Source organism: Neorhizobium sp. T25_27 (assembly GCF_002968565.1).
In the GTDB taxonomy this organism is placed as follows: Bacteria; Pseudomonadota; Alphaproteobacteria; order Rhizobiales; family Rhizobiaceae; genus Neorhizobium; species Neorhizobium tomejilense.
Genome location: NZ_PVBJ01000001.1, coordinates 1,112,873 through 1,133,746 on the forward strand (window position 1 = coordinate 1,112,873; position 20,874 = coordinate 1,133,746).

Consider the following 20,874-nt stretch of genomic DNA (forward strand, 5'->3'; position numbering starts at 1 on the left):
TCCACGGCATCATTCGAAGGCAGGCGTCATAATTGTGCAGGGTGGCCGAATGTGCCACTACAATACGCCTAAGGTGGCGAGGAATATCGTCCTTTTGCCCCGGATGGTAGGTTGGTAAGCTTTCATTATCATCCGTTTGAAAGAACGGCCATCCGACTTGAAAATGAATAGGAAACTGGAAATCCGCTTTGTGGGTGGAGAGTTTCCGGCAGGCAGCGTTCCATCTGTCGGTCTGCGGGCGGCAGCGCGTCAGATGGGATTTGCCGGGCGAGTATGTAACGAGGCGTAACCGCATGGCAAAGAACCCTAGCAGCGAGTCGATCGATGAGACGGCGTTCCAGGCGTTGGAAGATGCCCTAAAAATCAACTTCAACGATGATCAGTCGCGCCAAAGATCAGTGCCCCATGCCTCGGAGGCAAGAGTGTCAGACACTAACAAACCGCGTCAGACCCAGTACCAGGACGATGCCGCCGAATCATACAGATCGGCAGCCACCGAGACCGCTGCCAAATCCCCGACGTTCCAGCCCGCCAACGATGCGGGCAAACGCAGTTCGACTGCGATCCTGCGGACGCTGGAAGGCGGCGCGATGCGCTCGTCCATCCGCAATGCGGTGATCGTCTCGATCCTCTGGGCAATCGGCGGCATCGCGCTCGGGCAGATGATCTACGGCAACCAGCTCTGGCAGATCACCTCGGTTGAAGGCGTTCTTGCCGCTCCCGGCATCGTCGCGCTGGCGGTCTGTATCCTCATTCCCATCATGCTGTTCTTCGCCTTCGCGATCATGATGGCCCGCGCTCAGGACCTGAGAACCGCCGCCCGTTCGATGGCCGAGGTTGCGCTGCGCCTGTCCGATCCGGAAACCGTCGCCTCCGAGCGAATCATGAGCGTCGGCCAGGCCGTGCGCCGCGAAGTCTCGGCAATGAACGAAGGCATCGAGCGCACCATTGCCCGTGCCGCCGAGCTCGAGACGCTCGTGCATTCGGAAGTGAATGCGCTGGAGCGGAGCTTCACCGACAACGAACTGCGCGTTCGCGGCCTCGTTCACGAACTCGGCGCCGAGCGCGACGCGATCGTCAACCATGCCGAGCGCATTCGCTCGTCGATCGTCGGGGCCCATGATCAGCTCAAGGAAGAGCTGTCGCTTGCGACCGAAGAAATCTCCATTCGCCTGGCGACATCAGGCGAAGCCTTTGCGTCGATGATCGAGACGCGCGGCGCGGCGCTGATGGAGAAGTCCAACGCCGCCGGCGAAGCACTCGGCAGCCTGCTGACGACCAAGACCGAAAACCTGCTGCAGACGCTCAATTCCTCCGGCTTCGCGCTCGCCCACGAATTCGACGAGCGCATGGATGCGATCAATACCGTGCTGTCTCAGCGCGGCCAGGCGCTTCTCAACGAATTCCAGACGCGCGCCTCTTCTCTCGACGCCAATACCGAAAAGCTCAACGCGGCGCTTGCGGACCGCACCCGCCAGCTGAACGAGACGCTGCTGGCCCGCACGAAGGAAATCACTGACGGACTTGCCGAAAGCGAACAGACGCTTACCGGTTCGCTCGGCGGCATCCTTGCGGCCCTCAACAGCTCGCTCGAAGAAAAGAGCTCGTCTTTCCGCCAGAACCTGCAAAGCACGGTTGAAGACGTTGTCCTCGACCTCGACATGCGCACCGGCTTCTTCGAAGAGCGCTTGCAGACGACCGTCGGCCTGCTCAGCACCACCTTCGACGACAACATCTCGCAGTTCACCTCCGCCTTCGACCAGCGTGCCGGCACGCTCGACAGCAAGCTGATGGACAGCCTCGCCCGCATCAACGAGACGGTGGCAAGCGGCTCGGATGCGATCGAAAACATCCTCTCGTCCAGCGTCGAGCGCATCAGTTCCTCGCTGACCGACCAGTCGCTCGCACTCGAGACGACGCTCGGCACCGGCCAGGAAATGCTGGATGCCATGCTCGGAAGCCGCTCGCGCGAGCTGTCCGACGCATTGTCGGCCCGCAGCACTGAAATTCAGGATACGCTGGCCTCCCGCGCCACCGAAATTCAGGATGCACTCGTGACGCACACGGGCGAACTCCAGTCCGTGCTCGTCTCGCGCACCGAGGAACTTCAGGGAGCCCTTGAAGCACGCACCAGCGAGTTCCAGGACGTCATCACCACGCGCACCGGCGCATTCCACGAAGCACTGGAAACACGCACCACCGAACTCCAGGATGTGTTGACGACGCGCACCAGCGAACTCCAGGGCGTACTCGCCTCAGGCACCGGGGAACTGCACGGAGTGCTCGGGACGGGCACCACCGAGCTTCAGGACGCGCTTGCATTGCGCACCGGCGAACTCAAGGACGTGTTTGCATCCGGCACCGGCGAACTTCACGCCGGCTTTGCCAACGCTCGTCAGGACATCGAAACAACGATCGCCGACCGCAGCAGCAGCCTTCTCAGCACGCTTTCGGAAAACCAGGCAAAGTTCGAACAGAGCCTGGCCATCCGCTCGGGCGCCATTGTCGCTGCCCTTTCCGGCAGCCACGATCATCTGACCGAAGTGCTGAGCCAGAAAGCCAGTGCGATCGAAACGCTGATGTCCGGCGCACCGGAGCGGCTCGCCGGCATGTTCGACGAAAAGTCGGAGCACATCTCGCGCACGCTCATTGCCAGCGAACAGCGGCTCGGTGACGAGCTGGGTCGGCGCGCTTCCGAAATGCAGACGTCGCTCGATACCAACCGCGAGCGGATTTCCGAAATCCTCGAAGACAAGTCGATGGAACTCGCCACGTCCTTCGCGCTCGGCGAAGATCGCCTCGCCGGCATGCTCGACGAGAAGTCGGATTCCATCACCCGCGCACTTTCGGAAACCGAACAGCGCATGAGCGGAGACCTGGCCCGCCGTAGCTCGGAAATCAACGAGGCGCTGGGCGTCAACCGGGACAGGCTCGCAGAAATCCTCGACGACAAGTCGATGGAAATCGCCACCTCCTTCGCGCTTGGCGAAGACCGCCTCGCCAGCATGCTGGACGAAAAGTCGACGGCAATCGCCAACACCTTCATCGATGCCGATGTCCGCATCGAGCAATCCTTCGCGGCCCGCGCCGAAGCGATCCGCAACGCCTATGCCGATAACCAGCTCAATCTCGACCTGTCGCTCGAAAACCGGACGGCCGAGATCGCCCGCGTTCTCGAAAGCGGCGGCGATCGCCTCGAACAAACCGTCGGCAGCGCAAGCGGCCGTATCGAGACCGCGCTCACAACCGGCGCACAGCGCTTCGAAACGGGCATGGCGGACGGGCTGGAGCGCGTCGAAGCCGTTCTCGGCTCGACGCAAGAGCGTATCGCCGCAACCATCGGCCTTGGGCACCAGCAGCTGGAAACAACGCTCGGCTCCGGTTACGAGCAGATCCGCGACACCCTGGACGAACGCACGAAGTCGCTCACGACAACGCTCAGCGACGCCCAGAGCCAGCTCGGCGACCTGATGCAGGATCAGGTCACCTCCTTCGGAACCTCGATCGCGGCCAGCGCTGGAATGCTGGAAATGTCGCTCGAAACGCAGCAGAGCGCGCTGCGCGACGCTATCGACACTGCGGGGCAGTCGCTCGAAGAACGTCTGCGTGACAATGTCGGCACGCTCGCCGTCCGGCTTTCCGATGCCGCGAGCGAAATTGGCCGCTCGGCCGACGCCTTCTCCAACCGTATCCGTCAGACGGTCGGCGGGGTTCAGGGCGCACTCGAAGAAACCGGCAGCCGCATCGAATCGACGTTCGGTGGGCTCGAAGGCCGGATCCGGGGCGAAATCCTCGAGGCGGCTCAGCTCGTCGACGAGGCCGGCGTCAATCTTTCCACCACGCTCACCAACCGCACGGCCGATCTGGAACGTGTCGCCGTCGAGGCTTCGGACCGCATCACCGAGACAATGGACGGCCGCACCGCCCGGATCGAGGAACGCCTCGGCACGATCGACCGCGCGCTGACCATCGGTCTCGACAACGTCACCAAGACCATCGAAAGCAAGGCCGTCGGCCTTGCCTCGACGCTGCGCGAAGCAGTCGGCGCCGCGGCCCAGAGCATGGACAGCGAAGCCACCCGCTCCGCCGAAGTGCTGGCGCGTGCCGGTGCCGAGTTCACCGAGGAACTCACCAACCGCAACGCCGAATTCACCAAGGCGATCGAGGAACGGTCGACCCAGATCGTCGGCCGGATTTCGGAAACCCAGAACCGGCTCGCCGGCCAGGCGGCAACCGTAGCACTTGCCTTCTCGGAAGCCGGCAATGCGATCGTCCACAAGGTCGCGGAAGCCGACAGCCTGGTGAAGCGCCAGGTCACGGCAATCTCCGAGGCGCTGGACGAAGCACAGAAAGCACTCGACTCGCGCGGCGACGGTATCCGCACCACGCTTGCCGATACCGCGAACCAGCTCGACACCGCCATGGACGCCGTCGACCGGGCACTCGCGGCCCGCGGTGACGCCATCCACTCGGCTCTCGACGCCCGCGCCCGCGATCTGAACTCGATGCTCGCCGGCCGCTCGGCTGAATTGGCACGCCTTCTCGATGAGAAGGCAAAGCCCATGGTCGACGAATATGCCGCGACAGGCCGCACCGCCATCGAACAGATGACGACCGCTGCCCAGCAGGGTGCAGAGCTTCTCTCGGCCGCAGCGCAAGAAACATCGGCACGGCTTTCCTCTGCCGCTGAAGAGACGACCGCGCGGCTTTCCTCCGCTACGGAAGAATCGACGGCGCGCATTCGCAACGAGAACTCGGCGCTTGTCGACGCGATCGCCGCGCGGACCAACGAGACGCTAGCCGCCATCACCCAGCGGACCGAAAGCGCCGCCGGCACCATGCGTCACGTCGAACAAGGCCTGTCGGCCAGCGTCAACAGCCTCATCGACAAGCTGGCGGAAAGCAATTCGAACATTTCCGCGATGGTCCAGGAGACAGCGAAGGAATTCGGCAGCACCGCCGATGCCGTCGCCCATCACCTTTCGGAAGCCGACCGCAAGCTCAGCGTCACGGCCAACCGGTTCGTGCAGTCGGCAACCAACTCCGCCGATATCGTTTCCGGCTCGACTCGCATGCTCGAAGACAATATCGGCCGTATGTCGGACGTCTTCGGCAATACGCTCGAGCAGGTCAGCAGCCTCGTCGGCCGGTTCGACGACCACTCGAGGGTGCTTGTCGAAGCATCTGAACTCCTCGGTGCGGCACAGTCCAATCTCGTCAGCACGCTGGACGAACGCCAGAATGCACTGCGCAACCTGTCGACCGGCCTGGTCAAGCGTTCCGAGGAAATCGAGACGACGATGCGCAGCCTGACGACCCTGGTCGACGGCGCTTTCGAGCGGGCGGAAGAACGTTCGCTGCAGGTCGGCTCGCGGCTTCGCGAAAGCCTGCATGCCTCGTTTGCCGATATCGGCCGGACGCTCGGGGAAACCCAGCATCGCGCCGAAGTTACCGCCGATGCGATGCGCGAAGCGCTGATCAGCGCCGGCAGCGACGCCAACCACGCCATTGAGACGACGCTGTCTGACGCAGAGAAGCGCACCCGCGACCTTTCCGAGCGGATGCGCGGCAGCATTTCGCAGTCGCTCAGCGACGTCGAGCAGCTGCTGTCGGAAGCCACCAACCGCTCGGGCAGCGCCGCCGAACAGCTGCGCGACACGCTCCGGGAATCGGTCGAGGAAGCCATCAACCGCTTCGCCGGCGCGACCGACGAAATCCGCCGCTCGGCGCAGGATATCCGCCGCGAGCTGGATACGACCCGCACCGAACTCAAGCGTGGCGCCTTCGACCTGCCGGAAGAAGCCAAGGAAAGTGCCGCCGCCATGCGGCGTGCCGTCGCCGAGCAGATCAAGGCGCTGCAGGACATCTCGGCTCTGGTCGGTCGCTCGACGCAGAACTTCGAGATTGCCGAGCCTTCGGCACCACGCCAGGCGCCTGCTCCGCAGCCGGCTCCGCCTGCGCCACGCAACGATCCCTATGCCGGAAACGCCCTGCGCGGCACGCTGCCGCTCGATCGCCAGGCACAGGCGCCCGTCGCCCGTGCACCGGAGCCACGTGGCACCGATGGCGGCTGGATCAGCGACCTCTTGCGCGGCGCATCGCGCGACGAAGTGGCGGAGACACCGCCGGCACCCCGTCAGCAGCCGCAGCCGGCACCACGTGCCGCCGAACCGGCCCCCGCTCCGCGCGGCAACGGCGACAACCGCAACCCGCGCCATATGGTGGAATCGCTGAATTCGCTGTCGGTCGATATCGCCCGTGCGATCGACCATGACGCCTCGGTCGACCTGTGGCGGCGTTACCAGCGCGGCGAGCGCGACGTGTTTACCCGTCGCCTCTACACGCTGAAGGGTCAGCAGACCTTCGACGAGATCAAGCGCAAGTACGACCGCGAACCGGAATTCCGCACCGCTGTCGACCGCTATATCGCCGATTTCGAAAAGCTGCTCGCCGACGTCGCCCGCACCGACCGCGACAAGACGGTAACCCAGAGCTACCTCACCTCGGACACGGGCAAGGTCTACACGATGCTGGCCCACGCCGCCGGCCGGTTCAACTAAGAACTGGATTGGAACTGCGCGAAGTTTAAAGCCGCCCTTTCAGGGCGGCTTTTTTGTTTGGAGATAACGAAGTCCGGATCAGAGATTGATGTCAAGAAGCGGCAAAGGCAGATCGGATTTCCGGTCGCTGGAAAAGAGGACATGCAAGGCTCTCGGCGGCCTATCCCATGACTCGCCTTCGGTCACCGGCTTGGCCCACTCAGCACCGATAGCGTCGAGAGAACTCACGAACCTTTGGAAAAGATTGGGATTGTGGCGATATAAGAAGACGCCGTTCAGTATAACAATATTGATACTACCGGTTTCGATCCAAGACAGATCGCACATGGCCTCATCGAAACCGTCCCAATTAAGCTGGCTATAGGGCATGGACAAGCCGCGGATGACGGCAGCGAAGAGGTCTTCTTCTTTCGTACATCCATGAAAATCGATTTCGCGGGGTTGGACGCAGTCACTCGTCGCGCTGATCCGACGAGACAGAGCATCCCCGTCGGCAGTGCACTGGATCACATAGGGTCGGCCCGTGGTATTTAGAACATCCCTGAACCGGACTTTGGCCATTGATGCATCACATCGACTTCAGCGACCAGTCGACGATCTCGGCGCCGACCTTGGCGAAGGCACGATCCAGGGCCTCGATGAAATCGCGGTTCTCGGCGCCCGAGACCGGTGCGGTTGCCTTGAACACGCTCTGGGCGCGCACGGTGCCGTTGCGGTCGTTGAGGATCTTTGCCGAGATTTCGACGTTGGCGAGACGGGGGCTGCCGGCTGTGACCTCGAAGGCGCGGATATCGGTGACGACCTGATAGTCGATCGCAAGGCCCTGCCCCGGCTTGCCGACGCCGCCGAGACGGCCGGAATTCTCGAAGGCCTCGACGAGCTTCGACTGGACGAGCGCCGGCAGGCGGTCGCCCCAGCGGGAATCGGCGAGATACTGGATTTCGGAAGCGGAAACACGCACCACGACCTGTTCGCTGTTCAGCAATTTCAGCGCCGTCGGTTCGGGCACGAGGATCTGCCGGTTGCGGGCAGAGACGCCCTGGCCGGACGGGGTGATCGACAGGTCGAACGTGTCGTTGTTGGCCTTGCTGCCGCAACCGCCCAACAGCGCCGCGACAAGCGGCAGCGCAAGCAGAACCGGGACACGGGCCGCGCGTCGCATCAGAACCTCAGAACCGGTCATCAAAATCCCACTCTTTCCAACACTGAAAATGCCCCGCCTACCGCCGCGTTCTGCCGTCATATTCCTTCACCGTCTCGCCGCCGAAGATCAGTCGCTGCGGGTTCTGGTCGAAATTGGTGATCGTCTGGTCGAGCGACTGCACGGTGCGGCGCGCATCGTTGACCAGCGTCTGGATGTCCCTCAGGCCGCCTGCCGAAAAGCGCGACAGGTTGTCGGCGATCGGCCCGACCCGCGCATTGATGTTGTCGGCAACGGTGCGGAAGGATTCCAGCGTCTTGCGCGCCTCGGCGAACAGGCCCTGCGAATCGTCGCTCGAAACAAGCCCGTCCACCTTGGCAAGAATGCCGTCGACACGGGTCGAGGCTTCGTTGAGCTTCCGGGCTAGGTCGGTGAAATCGCCGATCGCGCGGTCGATATCGTCCTTGCGGTGCGCGAAATTGTCGACCACGCTGCGGGCAGAGCTGATGGTCTGGCGGGCGTCTTCGGAGGCGGCGGTGATATTGCGGATCGTCGTCGCGACCTGGTCGGTATTGACGGCACCCAGCACGGTATCGGCGCGCTTCAGAAGGACCTGGGCGTCCGCTCCCGCCTTCTCGAAATTGGCGGCGGCGTTCCGGACATTGATCACCAGGTCGTCGAACTTATCCGAGGCCGTGGCGATATTGCGGGTGGCGCGCTCGGTATTGGAGACCACGGCGTTGATCTTTTCCGCATCGATCGCGCTCACCAGGCGTTCGGCGGCGGCAAGCGTGGAGTTCAGCGTTCCGGAGACCCTGTCGATCGTCGTCGAAAGCGTCGAGAGGCTGTTCAGGAACTTGTCGATACTGTCGGAATTCTGGGCAAGCGCCGAGGTGAAGGTTTCCACATTGCGGATCGTCTGGGTCAGCGGACCTCTGGCATCGGCGACAAAGCCTTGAATATCGCTGATCGCCGCGTCTGCCCGGTCGAGGATCTTGTCGGCGGTGGCGAGCAGGTTGGTGACGCTCGACTGCTCGGCGATCAGCACGGCTGGCCGGCCGTTCTCGATCGATTTCTGGAGGATGTTATCTTCCCCCTTGGCGCCGCCGGAAAGCTCGATATAGGCAGCTCCCGTCAAGCCCTGCACTTCGAGTGCAGCCTGGGTGGACTGGTAGACGGGCGCATCGGCCCGTACTTCGGTGAAGGCGATCGAATAACGGGGATCGTCCGGGTCGATCGTGAGGCTGCGCACCGAACCGACCGGAATGCCGTTGAAGCGAACCGGAGAGCCGACCGACAAGCCGTTCGCCGAGCCCGGGATGCGGATCGCCAGTTCGGCCGTCGGTCCGCCGCGGCCGGATTGCGCCATCCAGTAGACGAAGCCGAAAGCGGCAGCGATCACCAGCAAGGTGAAGAAACCGACAAGGGCGTAGTTGGCTCTGGTTTCCATAGATTACGTCACTCTTCTACTTCTGCCGCAGGCTGCTTTTCTTGGACCACGACTGACCGCGCCCGCTTGCCGCGGAAATAGGACTTTACCCATGGATCGTCACAGGCAAACATATCCTCTAGCGTACCCTCGACCAAGACCCGTTTCTCTCCAAGCACAGCAATTCTGTCGCAGACCGAGAAGAGACTGTCGAGGTCGTGGGTCACCATGTAGACGGTCAGGCCCAGCGTATCGCGCAGCCTGGCGATCAAAGCATCGAAATCGGCGGCGCCGATCGGATCGAGGCCGGAGGTCGGCTCATCGAGGAAAACGAGGTCCGGATCGAGCGCCAGGGCACGGGCAAGTGCAGCGCGCTTGATCATGCCGCCCGAGAGTTCGGATGGATATTTGTCGGCGGCGTCAGGCGGCAGGCCGACCATCTCGATCTTCAGGTAGGCGAGCTCGTCCATTAGCGACTGCGGCAGATCGAGATATTCGCGCATCGGCAGCTGAATGTTTTCCTTCACCGTCAGGGCCGAGAACAGCGCTCCGTGCTGGAAGAGCACGCCGAGCCGTGTGTCTAGCGCCATGCGCTCGTCTTCCGAAACCGTGTCGTAGTCGGCGCCGAGAATGTGGATCGTGCCGGAACGGTGCGGTAGAAGGCTGAGCACGGTGCGCATCAGCACCGACTTGCCGGTGCCGGATGCGCCGACGAAACCCAGAATCTCGCCGCGATAGATGTCGAGGTTCAGGTGGTCGAGCACCAGCTTTTCGCCGAAGCCGACCGTCAGGTCGCGGACCGACAGCACCACCTGCCGGCCTTTCGACTTGTCCTTGATCGCGGTCTGCGGCACTTCTTCCAAACCGTTCTCCATCAGAAATCGATCGCGGAATAGAAAAGGGCGAACATCGCGTCTATGAAGATAACGGCGAAGATCGATTTCACCACCGAGGTGGTGACGTGCTGGCCGAGCGATTCGGCGCTGCCGCCGACCTTCATGCCCTCGACGGCGGCAACGATACCGATCGCCAGCGCCATGAACGGCGCCTTGATCATGCCCGACGCGACGGAGGTATGGTCGATCGCCTCATGAAGGCGCGACAGATAGGTATCGAAGGTGATGCCGGAATAGGCAAGGGCAACGACGGCCGCTCCGAACAGGGCCGAAAAGTTGGCGATGATCGTCAACAGCGGCAGCGCCACCGTCAGGGCCACCAGGCGCGGAAAAATCAGCACGCCGACAGGATTGAGACCGATCACCGTCAATGCGTCGATCTCTTCGCGCATCTTCATCGAACCGATTTCGGCGGTGATGGCGCTGCCCGACCGACCGGCGATCATGATCGCCGTCAGCAGCACGCCGATCTCGCGAAGCTGCAGGATGCCGACCAGATCGACGACAAAGATCTCGGCGCCGAAATACCGGAGCTGGAAGGCGCCCTGCTGGGCGATGATAGCGCCGATCAGGAAGGACATCAGCACGATGATCGGCACCGCGCGCACGCCCATGCGGTCGATATGGGTGACGACCGAGGCCGGCGACACGCCGGCACCACGGCCGAATTTCATCTGCGCACCGCGAACCGCCGAGCCGAGAATATGCATGGCTGCGTAGAAATCGCCGCCGAGCGAGACCATCACTTGGCCGACCGGAGCAAACAGGCGTTCGAACAGGTTTCCCTTAGCTCCGCCGTCCGCAGGCGGCGCAGGAACGTGTTCCGGCAAGACGCCGATCAGTTCCCGGATGGGGCCTTCGCCGCCCACCAGGGCCGCTTCTCCGCCCTGCCCGCCCTTGGCGGTCATCAGCCGCCGGATAAGCCAGGCACCGGCTGTATCGACGCCGGTGATCCCGGAAAGATCGATCTCCACCTTGCCCCGGTTTGCGGCATTTTCGAACCGCTCGAACTCCTTGAGCACAGGTGCTATCGTCGGGCCGCGCCATTCGCCGGCCAATACGTATCGTTCACCGCCATCGCCGGGCATATTTTCGGCCTTGATTTCGGCTGGCTGGAACGTCACGTGTTTCTTTCGCGCTTAAGCTTGTCAGAAGTTTCAATACGATGCGGTTGATCGCACTTTCGAGACCGGCAATATAGCTGCGTCATAGGGATTTGCCACAACGGGACGCGTAAAACCATGAGCCGTCACCTCGAAGCCACAATAGAGACGTTTCCAATCTCCGGTTCGTTCACGATCTCCCGCGGCTCGAAGACCGAGGCGGAAGTCATCACCTGCGCCGTCCGTGAAAACGGCGTTTCCGGCCGCGGCGAATGTGTGCCTTACAAGCGTTATGGCGAGAGCCTGGACAGCGTGATGGCGGAGCTCGAAGCGGTCTCCGATGCCATCCGCGCCGGTCTGAGCCGTGCAGAACTGCAGAGGCGGATGAAGCCCGGCGCCGCCCGAAATGCCGTCGACTGCGCTCTATGGGACCTCGAGGCGAAGCTAAATGGGCAGCGCGTTGCCGATATGATCGGCGCCATCAGCCGCAAACCCTTCGTCACCGCTTTCACACTGTCGCTGGGCGAACCGGAGGACATGGCGGCCGAAGCTGCAAGGAACGCGCAACGTCCGCTCCTCAAGGTCAAGCTCGGAACGAACAACGACGAGGCGCGGCTGAGGGCTGTTCGCGACGCAGCACCGGCCGCGCGGATCATCGTCGATGCGAACGAAGGATGGACCGAGGAAAACCTCGCCCACCACATGGCGATTGCCGCGGAAACCAATGTGTCGTTGATCGAACAGCCATTGCCTGCCGGCCGGGATGCGGCGCTCGGCCGTATCCGCCGCCTCGTTTCCGTCTGCGCCGATGAAAGCGTGCACGCCACGGAGGACCTGGAAAGCCTTCGCGACCGGTACGACGCGGTCAACATCAAGCTCGACAAGACCGGCGGACTGACCGAGGCGCTGGCGATGAAGGCGGAAGCACAGCGGCTCGGATTTGCCGTGCTGATCGGCTGCATGGTCGGCTCGTCGCTCGCCATGGCGCCGGCCGTGCTGCTGGCCCAGGATGCCGACTATGCGGATCTCGACGGGCCGCTGCTGCTTTCCCGCGACCGGCCGGACGGGCTGCGTTACGAAGGTTCCCTCGTCTATCCGCCGGAAGCGACCCTCTGGGGCTGAATTCTTGCCGCAAGCGCGATGATCGACAGGCCGACCAGCGCCAGAACCGACATCGCCACATAGCTCGTCGGGCCAAACTGGCGGTAGAGTACGCCGGAAAGCACCGTCGCAAGCGCCAAAAAGACGCCGTTGTAAAAGACATAGGCGCCCTGCATCGAGGCTTCCTGGTCTTCGCGCACCGCCTCGACCAGCCGGTGCTGGATGCCGATATGGACGAAGGCGAACGTGAAGGCGTGAGTGGCCTGCAGCGCCAGATATCCCCAGAAATCGAGCGGCATCGGAAAGAGCGTCCAGCGGACCACCGCGACCGCGCATCCGACCCGCATCAGCGTCCAGGGAGAAATCCGTCTGGCGATCCAGCCCGCCGCGAAAAAGACGATGATCTCCGACACGACGGCCGCGCTCCACAGGACGCCGATCGAGCCGCTCGAAAACCCGATCTGCTGCCAGTGGATGGTGCCGAACGTATAGAACATGCCGTGCCCTGCCTGCGCCACCGACGCGCCGATCATCAGCACGTGCAGGTCGAGCCTTCTGAGCGAACTCGGCTGAGGCATCCTGTCCGGGTCCGGCCTTGCAACCGCCCGGCCGAGCTTCGGAGCCGCGAAGGCAACGGCGACGGTCAGGAGAAAACCGACCGCTATCGCCCACGGAATAGCCTGGAAACCCCAGAAGCCGCGCAGTTCGCCGACGAGGAGCGCCACCGCCACGAAGCCGACTGATCCCCAGACGCGCATCGAACCATACTGAAAACCCCAGCGCCGGACCCCGCTGACGGCGATCGATTCGACGATCGGCGCATAGGGCGCGAAGACCGCCGCCTGAACGGCGATGACGATGAGAACCGGCCAGAAGTCGCGGGTGAAGAACATCGCGAATGCCGTCAACAACGACAACGCGCCGGACCAGGCGAGCATCAGGGTCCGTTCCGTCATGCGGTCGGCAAGCAGGCCGGCAACCGGGGCGGCGGCCACCCGCAGGAAAAGCTGGGCTGCGAGCACGAGGCCGATTTCGAATTCGGTAAAGGCAAGCCCGTCGAGCCAGACGGGCAGATAGGGCAGAATCACGCCGTTCACCCCGAGCGGCGCCCCATAGGCGATCGCGCAGCGCAACTGGAAGAACCGGGGCGCTGTCTGCGCCGTATTTGAGGGAATCACGATTTCACGGGTGGGTTGCTGAAGTTTCAGCTTACCTAACACACACCCTTGTGCCTGCCTATGGCAAGATATAGCCCTCTGGCAGGCCGGTCCATCTGTTGCAGGCCGCTCAGGCGGCCCGCATGTCCTCGATGGATTGCGGCGCCGGCAAGGACTTGATTTCCGCCGTGGCGGCCATGTTCTGCCAGGAAATCAATTCCAGCGTGCCGTCGAAATTCTCGGCAATTGCCGTGCAGCTTTCCACCCAGTCGCCGGTATTGACGTAGTGGATGCCGTCGATGTCCTCCATGACGGCGTGATGGATATGGCCGCAGATGACGCCATCGACATTGTTGCGGCGGGCTTCGTCGGCGACGACCCGCTGGAACTCGCCGATGAAATTGACCGCGTGCTTGACCTGCAGCTTGGCCCAGGCGGAGAAGGACCAGTATGGCATGCCGAGGCGGCGGCGGATGGCGGCCAGCCCGATATTGATGACGATCGCCGCGTCATAGGCCCAGTCGCCGAGATAGGCGAGCAGGCGGGCGTTGCGGACCACGACGTCGAATTCGTCGCCATGCAGGACCAGGTATTTCTTGCCGTCGGCCATTTCGTAGATTTCGCGCTCGGCGACTTCGATGCCGCCGAAATGCGTGCCCGGGAAGGAACGCAGGAATTCGTCGTGGTTGCCGGGGATGTAGACGATGCGGGTGCCCTTGCGCGCCTTGCGCAGCAGCTTCTGGACCACGTCGTTGCAGCCCTGCGGCCAATACCAATTGCGCTTCAGCCGCCAGCCGTCGACGATGTCGCCGACCAGGAAAATGGTATCCGCTTCATGATAGCGCAGGAAATCCAGGAGGAAGTCCGTTCGGGCTGCCTTGGAGCCCAGATGAACGTCCGAAATGAAGAGCGTTCTGAAATGTCTTGTATCCATCTCACCGGTCACGAAGTCGTCCTTTCGCTGCCGCTTCTGGTGGCTTCAAAACCAGACTCGTGTTTCAGGATGATGACAGGATGCCGCATGACTACCTCATCTCCTGCTTGGCGCGGGTCGCAATCGCGATATCCGGGCGATCGGTGGTGAAGCTCGCAATGCCCAGATCGAACATCCGCGTTGCCATCTCGATGTCGTGCGCGGCCCATCCGTGGATGATCACGCCACGGTCGCTCAACGGGGCAATTGTAGGCACGGAGATCATTTCAGCCCGAATGCCGATCTCGAAAACTCTATAGGCGGCCAAGGCGGCGTCAACGCCGATCCAGCCCACCTGACGGATGACTGCCGGCGAGCAGAGCCATACGAAGCCGAGAAGCTCCGAAACGTTGCGGCCAGCCGCCTCAAGCGCCTTTCGGAAGGCGTCGAGCCGCTCCAGGGAGAAGCTCGTCACCATGCAGCGGGAAAGCATGCCGCTGGCGACCAGCCGCTCGACAATCGCCTCCTCCATGCCCTCGTAGGCAGTCCCATCCGGCCGTGTCTTGATCTCGAGGCGCAGGTCGACCGGCGACGGCGCGAAGATGTCGATTACCTCGTCGAGGGTCGGAATGGTCTCACCTGCCGCGCCGACGATGACGAACTTCGACAGTTGATCGTAGGTGAGCCTGCCGATCTCACCTTTGCCGTCAGTCATCCGGTCGATAGTTGCATCGTGGTGGACGACCAGAACCTTGTCGGCAGTGTGGTGGACGTCGAATTCGACGAGCTCGACCGGCAGCGCGGCGGTCTGGCGGAAGGCGAGCCTGGAATTTTCCGGCCACAGATGGGTGCCGCCGCGATGGGATGCGATCTTGGTCATTCGAAACCTCACTTGATGCCGCCGAGACCCGCGCCCTGCACCAGCTGGCGTTCGGCAAATAAGAAGAACACGATGCTCGGCAGCAGGACTACACAGCTCGCCGCAAGGATGAGAGGCCAGTCGGTAAAGGGCTGTTCGCGTACCGATGCCTGAAGATTGGCCAGCGCGATCTGCACCGTCTGCGTATCGCCGCGCAGCACGATCAGCGGCCAGAGATAGGAATTCCACTGGGCGATGAAGGCAAACAGCGCCATCGAGGCGATCGCCGCCCAGCAGATCGGGACGATGACGTCGACCAGGATCTTGAAATGGCTGGCGCCATCCAGGCGCGCCGCCTCCTCGTAAACCTTTGGCACGCCCATGAAATGCTGGCGCAGGAAAAAGGTCACGAAACCGGAGGCAAGCTGGGGCAGCACCGCCGCCCAGATGCTCGGCACCAGCTTCATCTTGGCCATCAGCAGATAGTTGGGAATGATGCAGATCAGTTCCGGAATGGCAAGCGTGCCGAGCACCGCCCAGAACAGCATGTTGCGGCCGCGGAACTCCATGCGGGCAAAGGCATAGGCCGCAAGGATCGAGGTGATCATCGTGCCGACCGTGGTCGATAGCGCGATGATGATCGAATTGACAAAATAGGCGCCGAGCCCCGCCTCGGTGAACACCCGCAGATAATTGTCCGGATGCAGCGACCATTCGGCTACATTGGGATTGAGGAGGTCGGACGGTGCCAGTAGCGAGGCGCCGATGCCGATCAGGAAGGGGAAGGCCACGCCGAAACCGAGCAGCGCCGCTCCCGCCCAGCCGAGGAAATGGAGGAGACGATCAGGAAAGGTCATAATTTACCTTGTCCCTGGCAAAGGCGAGCTTTGCGAGCGTGATGGCGACCAGTCCGAGGAACAGGAGCACGGCCAGTGCCGATCCTGTCGAGATGTCGAACAGGGTAAAGCTCAAATAATAGAGGAAATTCATCAGGACATCGGTGCCGTTGGCCGGCCCGCCACGGGTGATGACGTTGACCAGCGTGAAGATCTGAAAACTGTCGATCACCGAGACCACGAGCAGGAACAGGGTGGTCGGTGCGACCAATGGAAAGGTGATATCCCTGAACCGGCGCCAGCGCCCTGCCCGGTCGATGCGCGCCGCCTCGTAATAATCGACGGGAATGGCGTTGAGCCCGGCAATGAATAGCAGCGTATCGTAACCGAGCTGCTTCCAGATCGCCACGATGCCGACGGCGACCGGCGCCAGGTTGACGTCCTGCAGCCAAGGAACCCGGCCGATGCCGATGGCGCCGAGCGTCAGGTTGATGAAGCCGATATCGGTGTTGAACATCCAGCTCCAGATCACCGAAATCGCCACGGAACTGGTGACATAGGGAAGGAAATAGACGCCCCGCAGCAACCGTGCGAAAGCATGGCTTTCCCTGAGGAGATGGGCGAGCGCGAGCGCCAGGATCAGCCGCGGCGGCACGCTCACCAACATCAGGAGAAAGGTCACCCAGAGGGAATGATGGAACTGGTCCGAGCCGAACAGCTCAAGATAGTTGTCGAAGCCCACATATCTGGAGCGGCCGTTGAGGATGTTGGTCTGGTGGATGCTGAGCCAGGCGGAATAGACGATCGGCCAATAAATGAAGAGGCCGAGCAGCCCGACACAGGGCAGAAGATAGAGATAGGGCCTCAATATCCGCATCGCGTTCCGACGTTTTCCCCGTGTCATGCTTTGACTTAGCGGCCCAGTACGAAAGTCTCGTGACATTTTCCACTCCCCGCGTCATTCGCCTGTAACGTCCCCTTCCTACCCTTTCGCGATAGCGGTCTGGGCCGTCGAACCGGTATTTCAACCGCCGTTTCAACCAACAGGTTCAACCGCCGTTTCAACCAACAGGAGAGAATGGGATGTTGAGAAAACTGCTTATCGCGGCGACCGTCGCGGTGCTTGCGGGCCAGCCGGCTCTTGCCGCCCCCGTCGAAATCACCTTCTGGCATTCGCTCGCCAAAAAGGGCACAGACGCGGTCAACCAGATCGTCGGCAAGTTCAACGCCTCGCAGAACGAATACAAGCTGAAGGCCGAATATACCGGAAATTACGACGACACGACCACCAAGCTGCAGGCCGCCGTCCCGGCCGGCCAGGCGCCGGACCTCATGATGCTGGAAGTCACCCGCTACGGCCTGTTCGCCGATTCCGACGTGCTCGAGCAACTCGACCCCTACCTTCAGAAGGAAGGCGCCGAATTCCTTGACCAATACCAGCCGTTCGCACTCGAAGGCCCGAAATATCTCGGCAAGTCCTACGTGCTGCCGTTCAACGTCTCGACGCCGGTCATGTACTACAACAAGGACGCCTTCCGCGCTGTAGGCCTCGACCCGAATGCACCGCCGAAGACCTGGGATGAACTGCGCCAGATGTCCGCCAAGCTCACGGTTCGCCAAGGCAATGACGTCAAGCAGTGGGGTGTCGTCGGGTTCGGCCAGTTCGTGCGCTGGGCATTCGTCGCACAGGCCGGCGGCGAATGGGTCAATCCCAAGGACAATTCCGTGCTGATGGATAGCGATGCTTCGATCGGTGCCTACACCTACATGGCCGACCTGATCCGCAAGGACAAGGTTTCGCCGGAAGCAGCGGCGATCAACGAAAGCCTCGGCAGCCAATACTTCACCAGCGGCCAGGCTGCGATCAATTTCGACTCGACCGGCGGCTTCGGCGCACTCCGTGGTGCCGTGAAGTTCGATCTCGGCGTTGCCCCGCTGCCTTGCGGCGTCAAATGCGCAGCCCCGATCGGCGGTGCGACGATCGGCATCAACTCGGCCTCCGACGAAGCCCATCGCAAGGGCGCCTGGGCGTTCCTGAAATTCATTTCGCGCCCGGAAATCAATGCGATCACCTTCGTCGAGACCGGCTACCTGCCGATCATGAAGAAAACCGCAGACGTTGACATCGCCAAAAAAGCGATCGCTGAAGAGCCCGGTTATTCGGTTGCCATCAAGCAGCTCGACGTGGCCTTTGTGCGCTCGCGCCCGCCGGCAATGCCGGCAATCCGCGCCAAGGAGCCGTCGGTCTGGGAAGCCATCGTGCTCGGCAAGACGCCGGAAGCACAGGCCCTGAAGACCTTCGGCGCCGAAATGCGTACCATGCTGTCGAAAAGCCGCGGCTGATACCAAGAGAGTGACTTAAGGGCCTTGACCCAAACGACGAAAAGCCTGGAGAGGCCAAGCGCCTCTCCAGGCTTTGTTTTATTCGGCGAGGCCAAATATCTGGGATGGACCCCCGTTCGATTTGTTGTATTGAGGAACCCATTCCCGAGAAAGACGCCGAGGTCGCAATGACATCGAACATGCCCGTAACTTCCCCAGCCAATGCCGATCTCGACGAGCAGGCGCTGTTCTTCCACCGCTATCCGCGGCCCGGCAAGCTGGAGATCCAGGCGACCAAGCCGCTCGGCAACCAGCGCGACCTGGCGCTTGCCTATTCTCCGGGCGTTGCAGCCCCATGTCTGGCGATCCGCGACAACCCGGATTTGGCCGCGGACTATACCGCTCGCGCCAACCTCGTCGCCGTCGTCTCCAACGGTTCGGCCGTGCTTGGGCTCGGCAATATCGGCCCGCTGGCCTCCAAGCCGGTCATGGAAGGCAAGGCCGTCCTCTTCAAGAAGTTCGCCGGCATCGATGTGTTCGATATCGAGATCGACGCCCCCGGCATCGAGGCGATGGTCTCGACCGTTTCGGCGCTCGAACCGACCTTCGGCGGCATCAACCTCGAAGACATCAAATCGCCGGAGTGTTTCGAAGTCGAGCGCCGGCTGCGCGAAAAAATGAACATCCCGGTCTTCCACGACGACCAGCACGGCACGGCGATCATCGTCGCCGCCGCGGTCCTGAACGGGCTGGAACTCGCCGGCAAGAACATCGCCGACGTAAAGATCGTGACGTCGGGCGCGGGTGCCGCAGCACTCGCCTGCCTGCATCTCCTCGTTTCGCTCGGTGCGAAGAAAGAAAATATCTGGGTCCACGACATCGAAGGCCTCGTCTATGACGGGCGCAATACGCTGATGGACGAGTGGAAGGAAATCTACACCCAGAAGTCAGACAAGCGTGTGCTTGCCGACAGCATCGGCGGTGCCGACGTGTTTCTCGGTCTGTCCGCCGCGGGTGTACTGAAGCCCGAACTCCTGGCACAGATGGCCGAAAAGCCGCTGATCATGGCGCTTGCCAATCCGACGCCGGAAATCATGCCCGAGCTTGCCCGCGCCGCCCGTCCCGACGCGATGATCTGCACCGGCCGTTCGGACTTCCCGAACCAGGTCAACAACGTGCTGTGCTTCCCCTACATCTTCCGCGGCGCGCTCGATTGCGGCGCCCGGACGATCAACGAAGAAATGAAGATGGCGGCGGTCAAGGCCATCGCGGCGCTTGCGCGCGAGGAAGTCTCCGACGTCGCGGCGCGCGCCTATTCCGGCGAGTCGCCGATTTTTGGCGCAGACTATCTGATCCCCTCGCCCTTCGATCCACGCCTCATCCTGCGCATTGCGCCTGCGGTCGCAAAGGCCGCTGCCGAGACCGGCGTCGCCGCGCGGCCGATCCAGGATTTCGAGGCCTATCTCGACCAGCTGAACCGCTTCGTCTGGCGCTCCGGTTTCGTCATGAAGCCGATCTTCAGCGCCGCCAAGGTTTCCGAAAAGAACCGGGTAATCTTCGCCGAGGGCGAGGACGAACGGGTGCTGCGCGCCGCGCAGGTCCTGCTCGAGGAAAAGACGGCAACCCCGATCCTGATCGGCCGTCCTTCGGTCATCGAGGCGCGACTGGCGCGTTTCGGCATCCGTATCCGGCCGAATGTGGATTTCGCGGTGGTCAATCCGGAAGACGATCCGCGCTACCGGGACTATGTCGACGAATATTTTGCGCTGGTCGGCCGCGAAGGTATCAATCCGGAAGCGGCACGCACCATCGTGCGCACCAACAATACGGTAATCGGTGCACTGGCGGTCAAGCGCGGCGATGCGGACGCGCTGATCTGCGGCGTCGAGGGCCGTTACGACAAACATCTCAGCGACGTAAACCAGATCATCGGCAAGCGGCCGGGCGTCTGCGCCTTCTCGGGCCTCAGCCTGGTCATCTCCCAGCGCGGCGCGATGTTCTTCACCGACACGTTCGTGAACTACAACCCATCCGCGCAGGAGATCGCCGAGATCACCATTCTGGCGGCAGAGGAAATCCGCCGGTTCGGCATCGCCCCGAAGGCGGCGCTGATCTGCCACTCGAATTTCGGCTCGCGCGATTCCGAAAGCGCCCAGAAGATGCGGGCCGCCCTGAAACTGGTGCGCCAGCGGGCGCCGGAGCTGGAAGTGGACGGCGAAATGCAGGGTGGCTCGGCATTGTCGGAAACGCTGCGCAAGCGGGCCATGCCGGACAGTTCGCTGACCGGCGAAGCCAACCTGCTGGTTTTCCCGAATCTAGATGCGGCAAACATCTCGCTCGGTCTGGTCCGTAACCTAACGGACGCTCTGCATGTCGGCCCGATTCTTCTCGGCGCGGCCCAACCGGCGCATATCCTGTCGTCCTCGGTGACGTCTCGCGGCGTGGTGAACATGGCGGCGCTCGCCGTCGTGGAAGCCTCGCAGCCAAATCTGCAAATTCAATCCTGAGTTGCCGATCTTCTCATGCCTTAGCGCGGGCCCCGTTCGGGGCTCGAACG

The 20,874-nt window shown here is 62.4% G+C and carries 14 protein-coding genes; 4 read left to right on the top strand and 10 right to left on the bottom strand.

Features of this window, described 5'->3' with window-relative positions; translation table 11 throughout:
* The first annotated feature begins 422 nt into the window (after positions 1 to 422).
* Positions 423 to 6,560 carry a hypothetical protein gene (locus tag C5J24_RS05570; RefSeq protein ID WP_371673755.1) on the top strand — a complete coding sequence of 2,046 codons (6,138 nt, stop codon included), beginning with the start codon at positions 423 to 425 and terminating at the stop codon, positions 6,558 to 6,560.
* A gap of 78 nt (positions 6,561 to 6,638) precedes the next feature.
* On the opposite strand, the gene C5J24_RS05575 is transcribed toward C5J24_RS05570, so the two are convergent.
* Genes C5J24_RS05575 through C5J24_RS05595 form a run of 5 tightly spaced genes read right to left on the bottom strand, consistent with a single transcriptional unit; the run spans position 6,639 to position 11,114 of the window.
* Positions 6,639 to 7,121, bottom strand: a complete 483-nt coding sequence (locus C5J24_RS05575; protein ID WP_105416177.1) for a barstar family protein — start codon at positions 7,119 to 7,121, stop codon at positions 6,639 to 6,641.
* Between the two features lie 7 nt (positions 7,122 to 7,128).
* Positions 7,129 to 7,743, bottom strand: coding sequence for an ABC-type transport auxiliary lipoprotein family protein (locus C5J24_RS05580; RefSeq protein ID WP_105416179.1), 615 nt, complete (start codon positions 7,741 to 7,743; stop codon positions 7,129 to 7,131).
* A 37-nt stretch (positions 7,744 to 7,780) separates the two neighbouring features.
* A complete protein-coding gene (locus C5J24_RS05585; RefSeq protein ID WP_105416181.1) occupies positions 7,781 to 9,151 on the bottom strand; it encodes an MlaD family protein in 1,371 nt (456 codons plus the stop codon).
* Positions 9,152 to 9,159: 8 nt separating this feature from the next.
* Entirely contained in the window at positions 9,160 to 10,005 is an 846-nt protein-coding gene (locus C5J24_RS05590; protein WP_172723848.1) for an ABC transporter ATP-binding protein, read from the bottom strand.
* Complete coding sequence (locus C5J24_RS05595; RefSeq protein ID WP_105401459.1) at positions 10,005 to 11,114, bottom strand: ABC transporter permease; 1,110 nt, start codon at positions 11,112 to 11,114, stop codon at positions 10,005 to 10,007. The genes C5J24_RS05590 and C5J24_RS05595 overlap by 1 nt, the downstream gene beginning before the upstream one ends.
* A gap of 153 nt (positions 11,115 to 11,267) precedes the next feature.
* Here C5J24_RS05595 and dgcA point away from each other — a divergent pair, with 153 nt between their 5' ends.
* Positions 11,268 to 12,251, top strand: coding sequence for an N-acetyl-D-Glu racemase DgcA (dgcA, locus tag C5J24_RS05600; RefSeq protein ID WP_105416185.1), 984 nt, complete (start codon positions 11,268 to 11,270; stop codon positions 12,249 to 12,251).
* Here dgcA and C5J24_RS05605 read toward each other — a convergent pair.
* The 5 genes from C5J24_RS05605 to C5J24_RS05625 all read right to left on the bottom strand — a co-directional run bounded on the left by C5J24_RS05605 (position 12,221) and on the right by C5J24_RS05625 (position 16,872).
* The gene (locus C5J24_RS05605) at positions 12,221 to 13,408 is read right to left on the bottom strand and encodes an MFS transporter (RefSeq protein WP_046669587.1); all 1,188 of its coding nucleotides are present in this window, start codon (positions 13,406 to 13,408) and stop codon (positions 12,221 to 12,223) included. The genes dgcA and C5J24_RS05605 overlap by 31 nt on opposite strands.
* 109 nt (positions 13,409 to 13,517) lie before the next feature.
* A complete protein-coding gene (locus tag C5J24_RS05610; protein ID WP_172717146.1) occupies positions 13,518 to 14,321 on the bottom strand; it encodes a UDP-2,3-diacylglucosamine diphosphatase in 804 nt (267 codons plus the stop codon).
* 91 nt (positions 14,322 to 14,412) lie between these two features.
* The gene (locus C5J24_RS05615) at positions 14,413 to 15,180 is read right to left on the bottom strand and encodes a glycerophosphodiester phosphodiesterase family protein (RefSeq protein ID WP_105416190.1); all 768 of its coding nucleotides are present in this window, start codon (positions 15,178 to 15,180) and stop codon (positions 14,413 to 14,415) included.
* Positions 15,181 to 15,188: 8 nt separating this feature from the next.
* Complete coding sequence (locus C5J24_RS05620; RefSeq protein ID WP_105416192.1) at positions 15,189 to 16,016, bottom strand: carbohydrate ABC transporter permease; 828 nt, start codon at positions 16,014 to 16,016, stop codon at positions 15,189 to 15,191.
* Positions 16,003 to 16,872, bottom strand: coding sequence for a carbohydrate ABC transporter permease (locus tag C5J24_RS05625; RefSeq protein ID WP_105416194.1), 870 nt, complete (start codon positions 16,870 to 16,872; stop codon positions 16,003 to 16,005). Before C5J24_RS05625 ends, C5J24_RS05620 begins: the two co-directional genes overlap by 14 nt.
* Before the next feature lie 206 nt (positions 16,873 to 17,078).
* Between C5J24_RS05625 and C5J24_RS05630 the strand changes: the two genes are divergently transcribed.
* Together C5J24_RS05630 and C5J24_RS05635 are read left to right on the top strand one after the other, a co-directional pair.
* Positions 17,079 to 18,338, top strand: a complete 1,260-nt coding sequence (locus tag C5J24_RS05630; RefSeq protein ID WP_105416196.1) for an ABC transporter substrate-binding protein — start codon at positions 17,079 to 17,081, stop codon at positions 18,336 to 18,338.
* A gap of 179 nt (positions 18,339 to 18,517) precedes the next feature.
* The gene (locus tag C5J24_RS05635) at positions 18,518 to 20,824 is read left to right on the top strand and encodes an NADP-dependent malic enzyme (protein WP_371673760.1); all 2,307 of its coding nucleotides are present in this window, start codon (positions 18,518 to 18,520) and stop codon (positions 20,822 to 20,824) included.
* Positions 20,825 to 20,874: the final 50 nt, after the last annotated feature.

Coding starts and splice junctions, on each gene's coding strand:
- C5J24_RS05575 (WP_105416177.1), bottom strand. CDS start 7,121: ATGGCCAAAGTCCGGTTCAGGGATGTTCTAAATACCACGGGCCGACCC.
- C5J24_RS05580 (WP_105416179.1), bottom strand. CDS start 7,743: ATGACCGGTTCTGAGGTTCTGATGCGACGCGCGGCCCGTGTCCCGGTT.
- C5J24_RS05585 (WP_105416181.1), bottom strand. CDS start 9,151: ATGGAAACCAGAGCCAACTACGCCCTTGTCGGTTTCTTCACCTTGCTG.
- C5J24_RS05590 (WP_172723848.1), bottom strand. CDS start 10,005: ATGGAGAACGGTTTGGAAGAAGTGCCGCAGACCGCGATCAAGGACAAG.
- C5J24_RS05595 (WP_105401459.1), bottom strand. CDS start 11,114: ATGCCCGGCGATGGCGGTGAACGATACGTATTGGCCGGCGAATGGCGC.
- dgcA (WP_105416185.1), top strand. CDS start 11,268: ATGAGCCGTCACCTCGAAGCCACAATAGAGACGTTTCCAATCTCCGGT.
- C5J24_RS05610 (WP_172717146.1), bottom strand. CDS start 14,321: ATGGATACAAGACATTTCAGAACGCTCTTCATTTCGGACGTTCATCTG.
- C5J24_RS05615 (WP_105416190.1), bottom strand. CDS start 15,180: ATGACCAAGATCGCATCCCATCGCGGCGGCACCCATCTGTGGCCGGAA.
- C5J24_RS05620 (WP_105416192.1), bottom strand. CDS start 16,016: ATGACCTTTCCTGATCGTCTCCTCCATTTCCTCGGCTGGGCGGGAGCG.
- C5J24_RS05625 (WP_105416194.1), bottom strand. CDS start 16,872: ATGCGGATATTGAGGCCCTATCTCTATCTTCTGCCCTGTGTCGGGCTG.
- C5J24_RS05630 (WP_105416196.1), top strand. CDS start 17,079: ATGTTGAGAAAACTGCTTATCGCGGCGACCGTCGCGGTGCTTGCGGGC.
- C5J24_RS05635 (WP_371673760.1), top strand. CDS start 18,518: ATGCCCGTAACTTCCCCAGCCAATGCCGATCTCGACGAGCAGGCGCTG.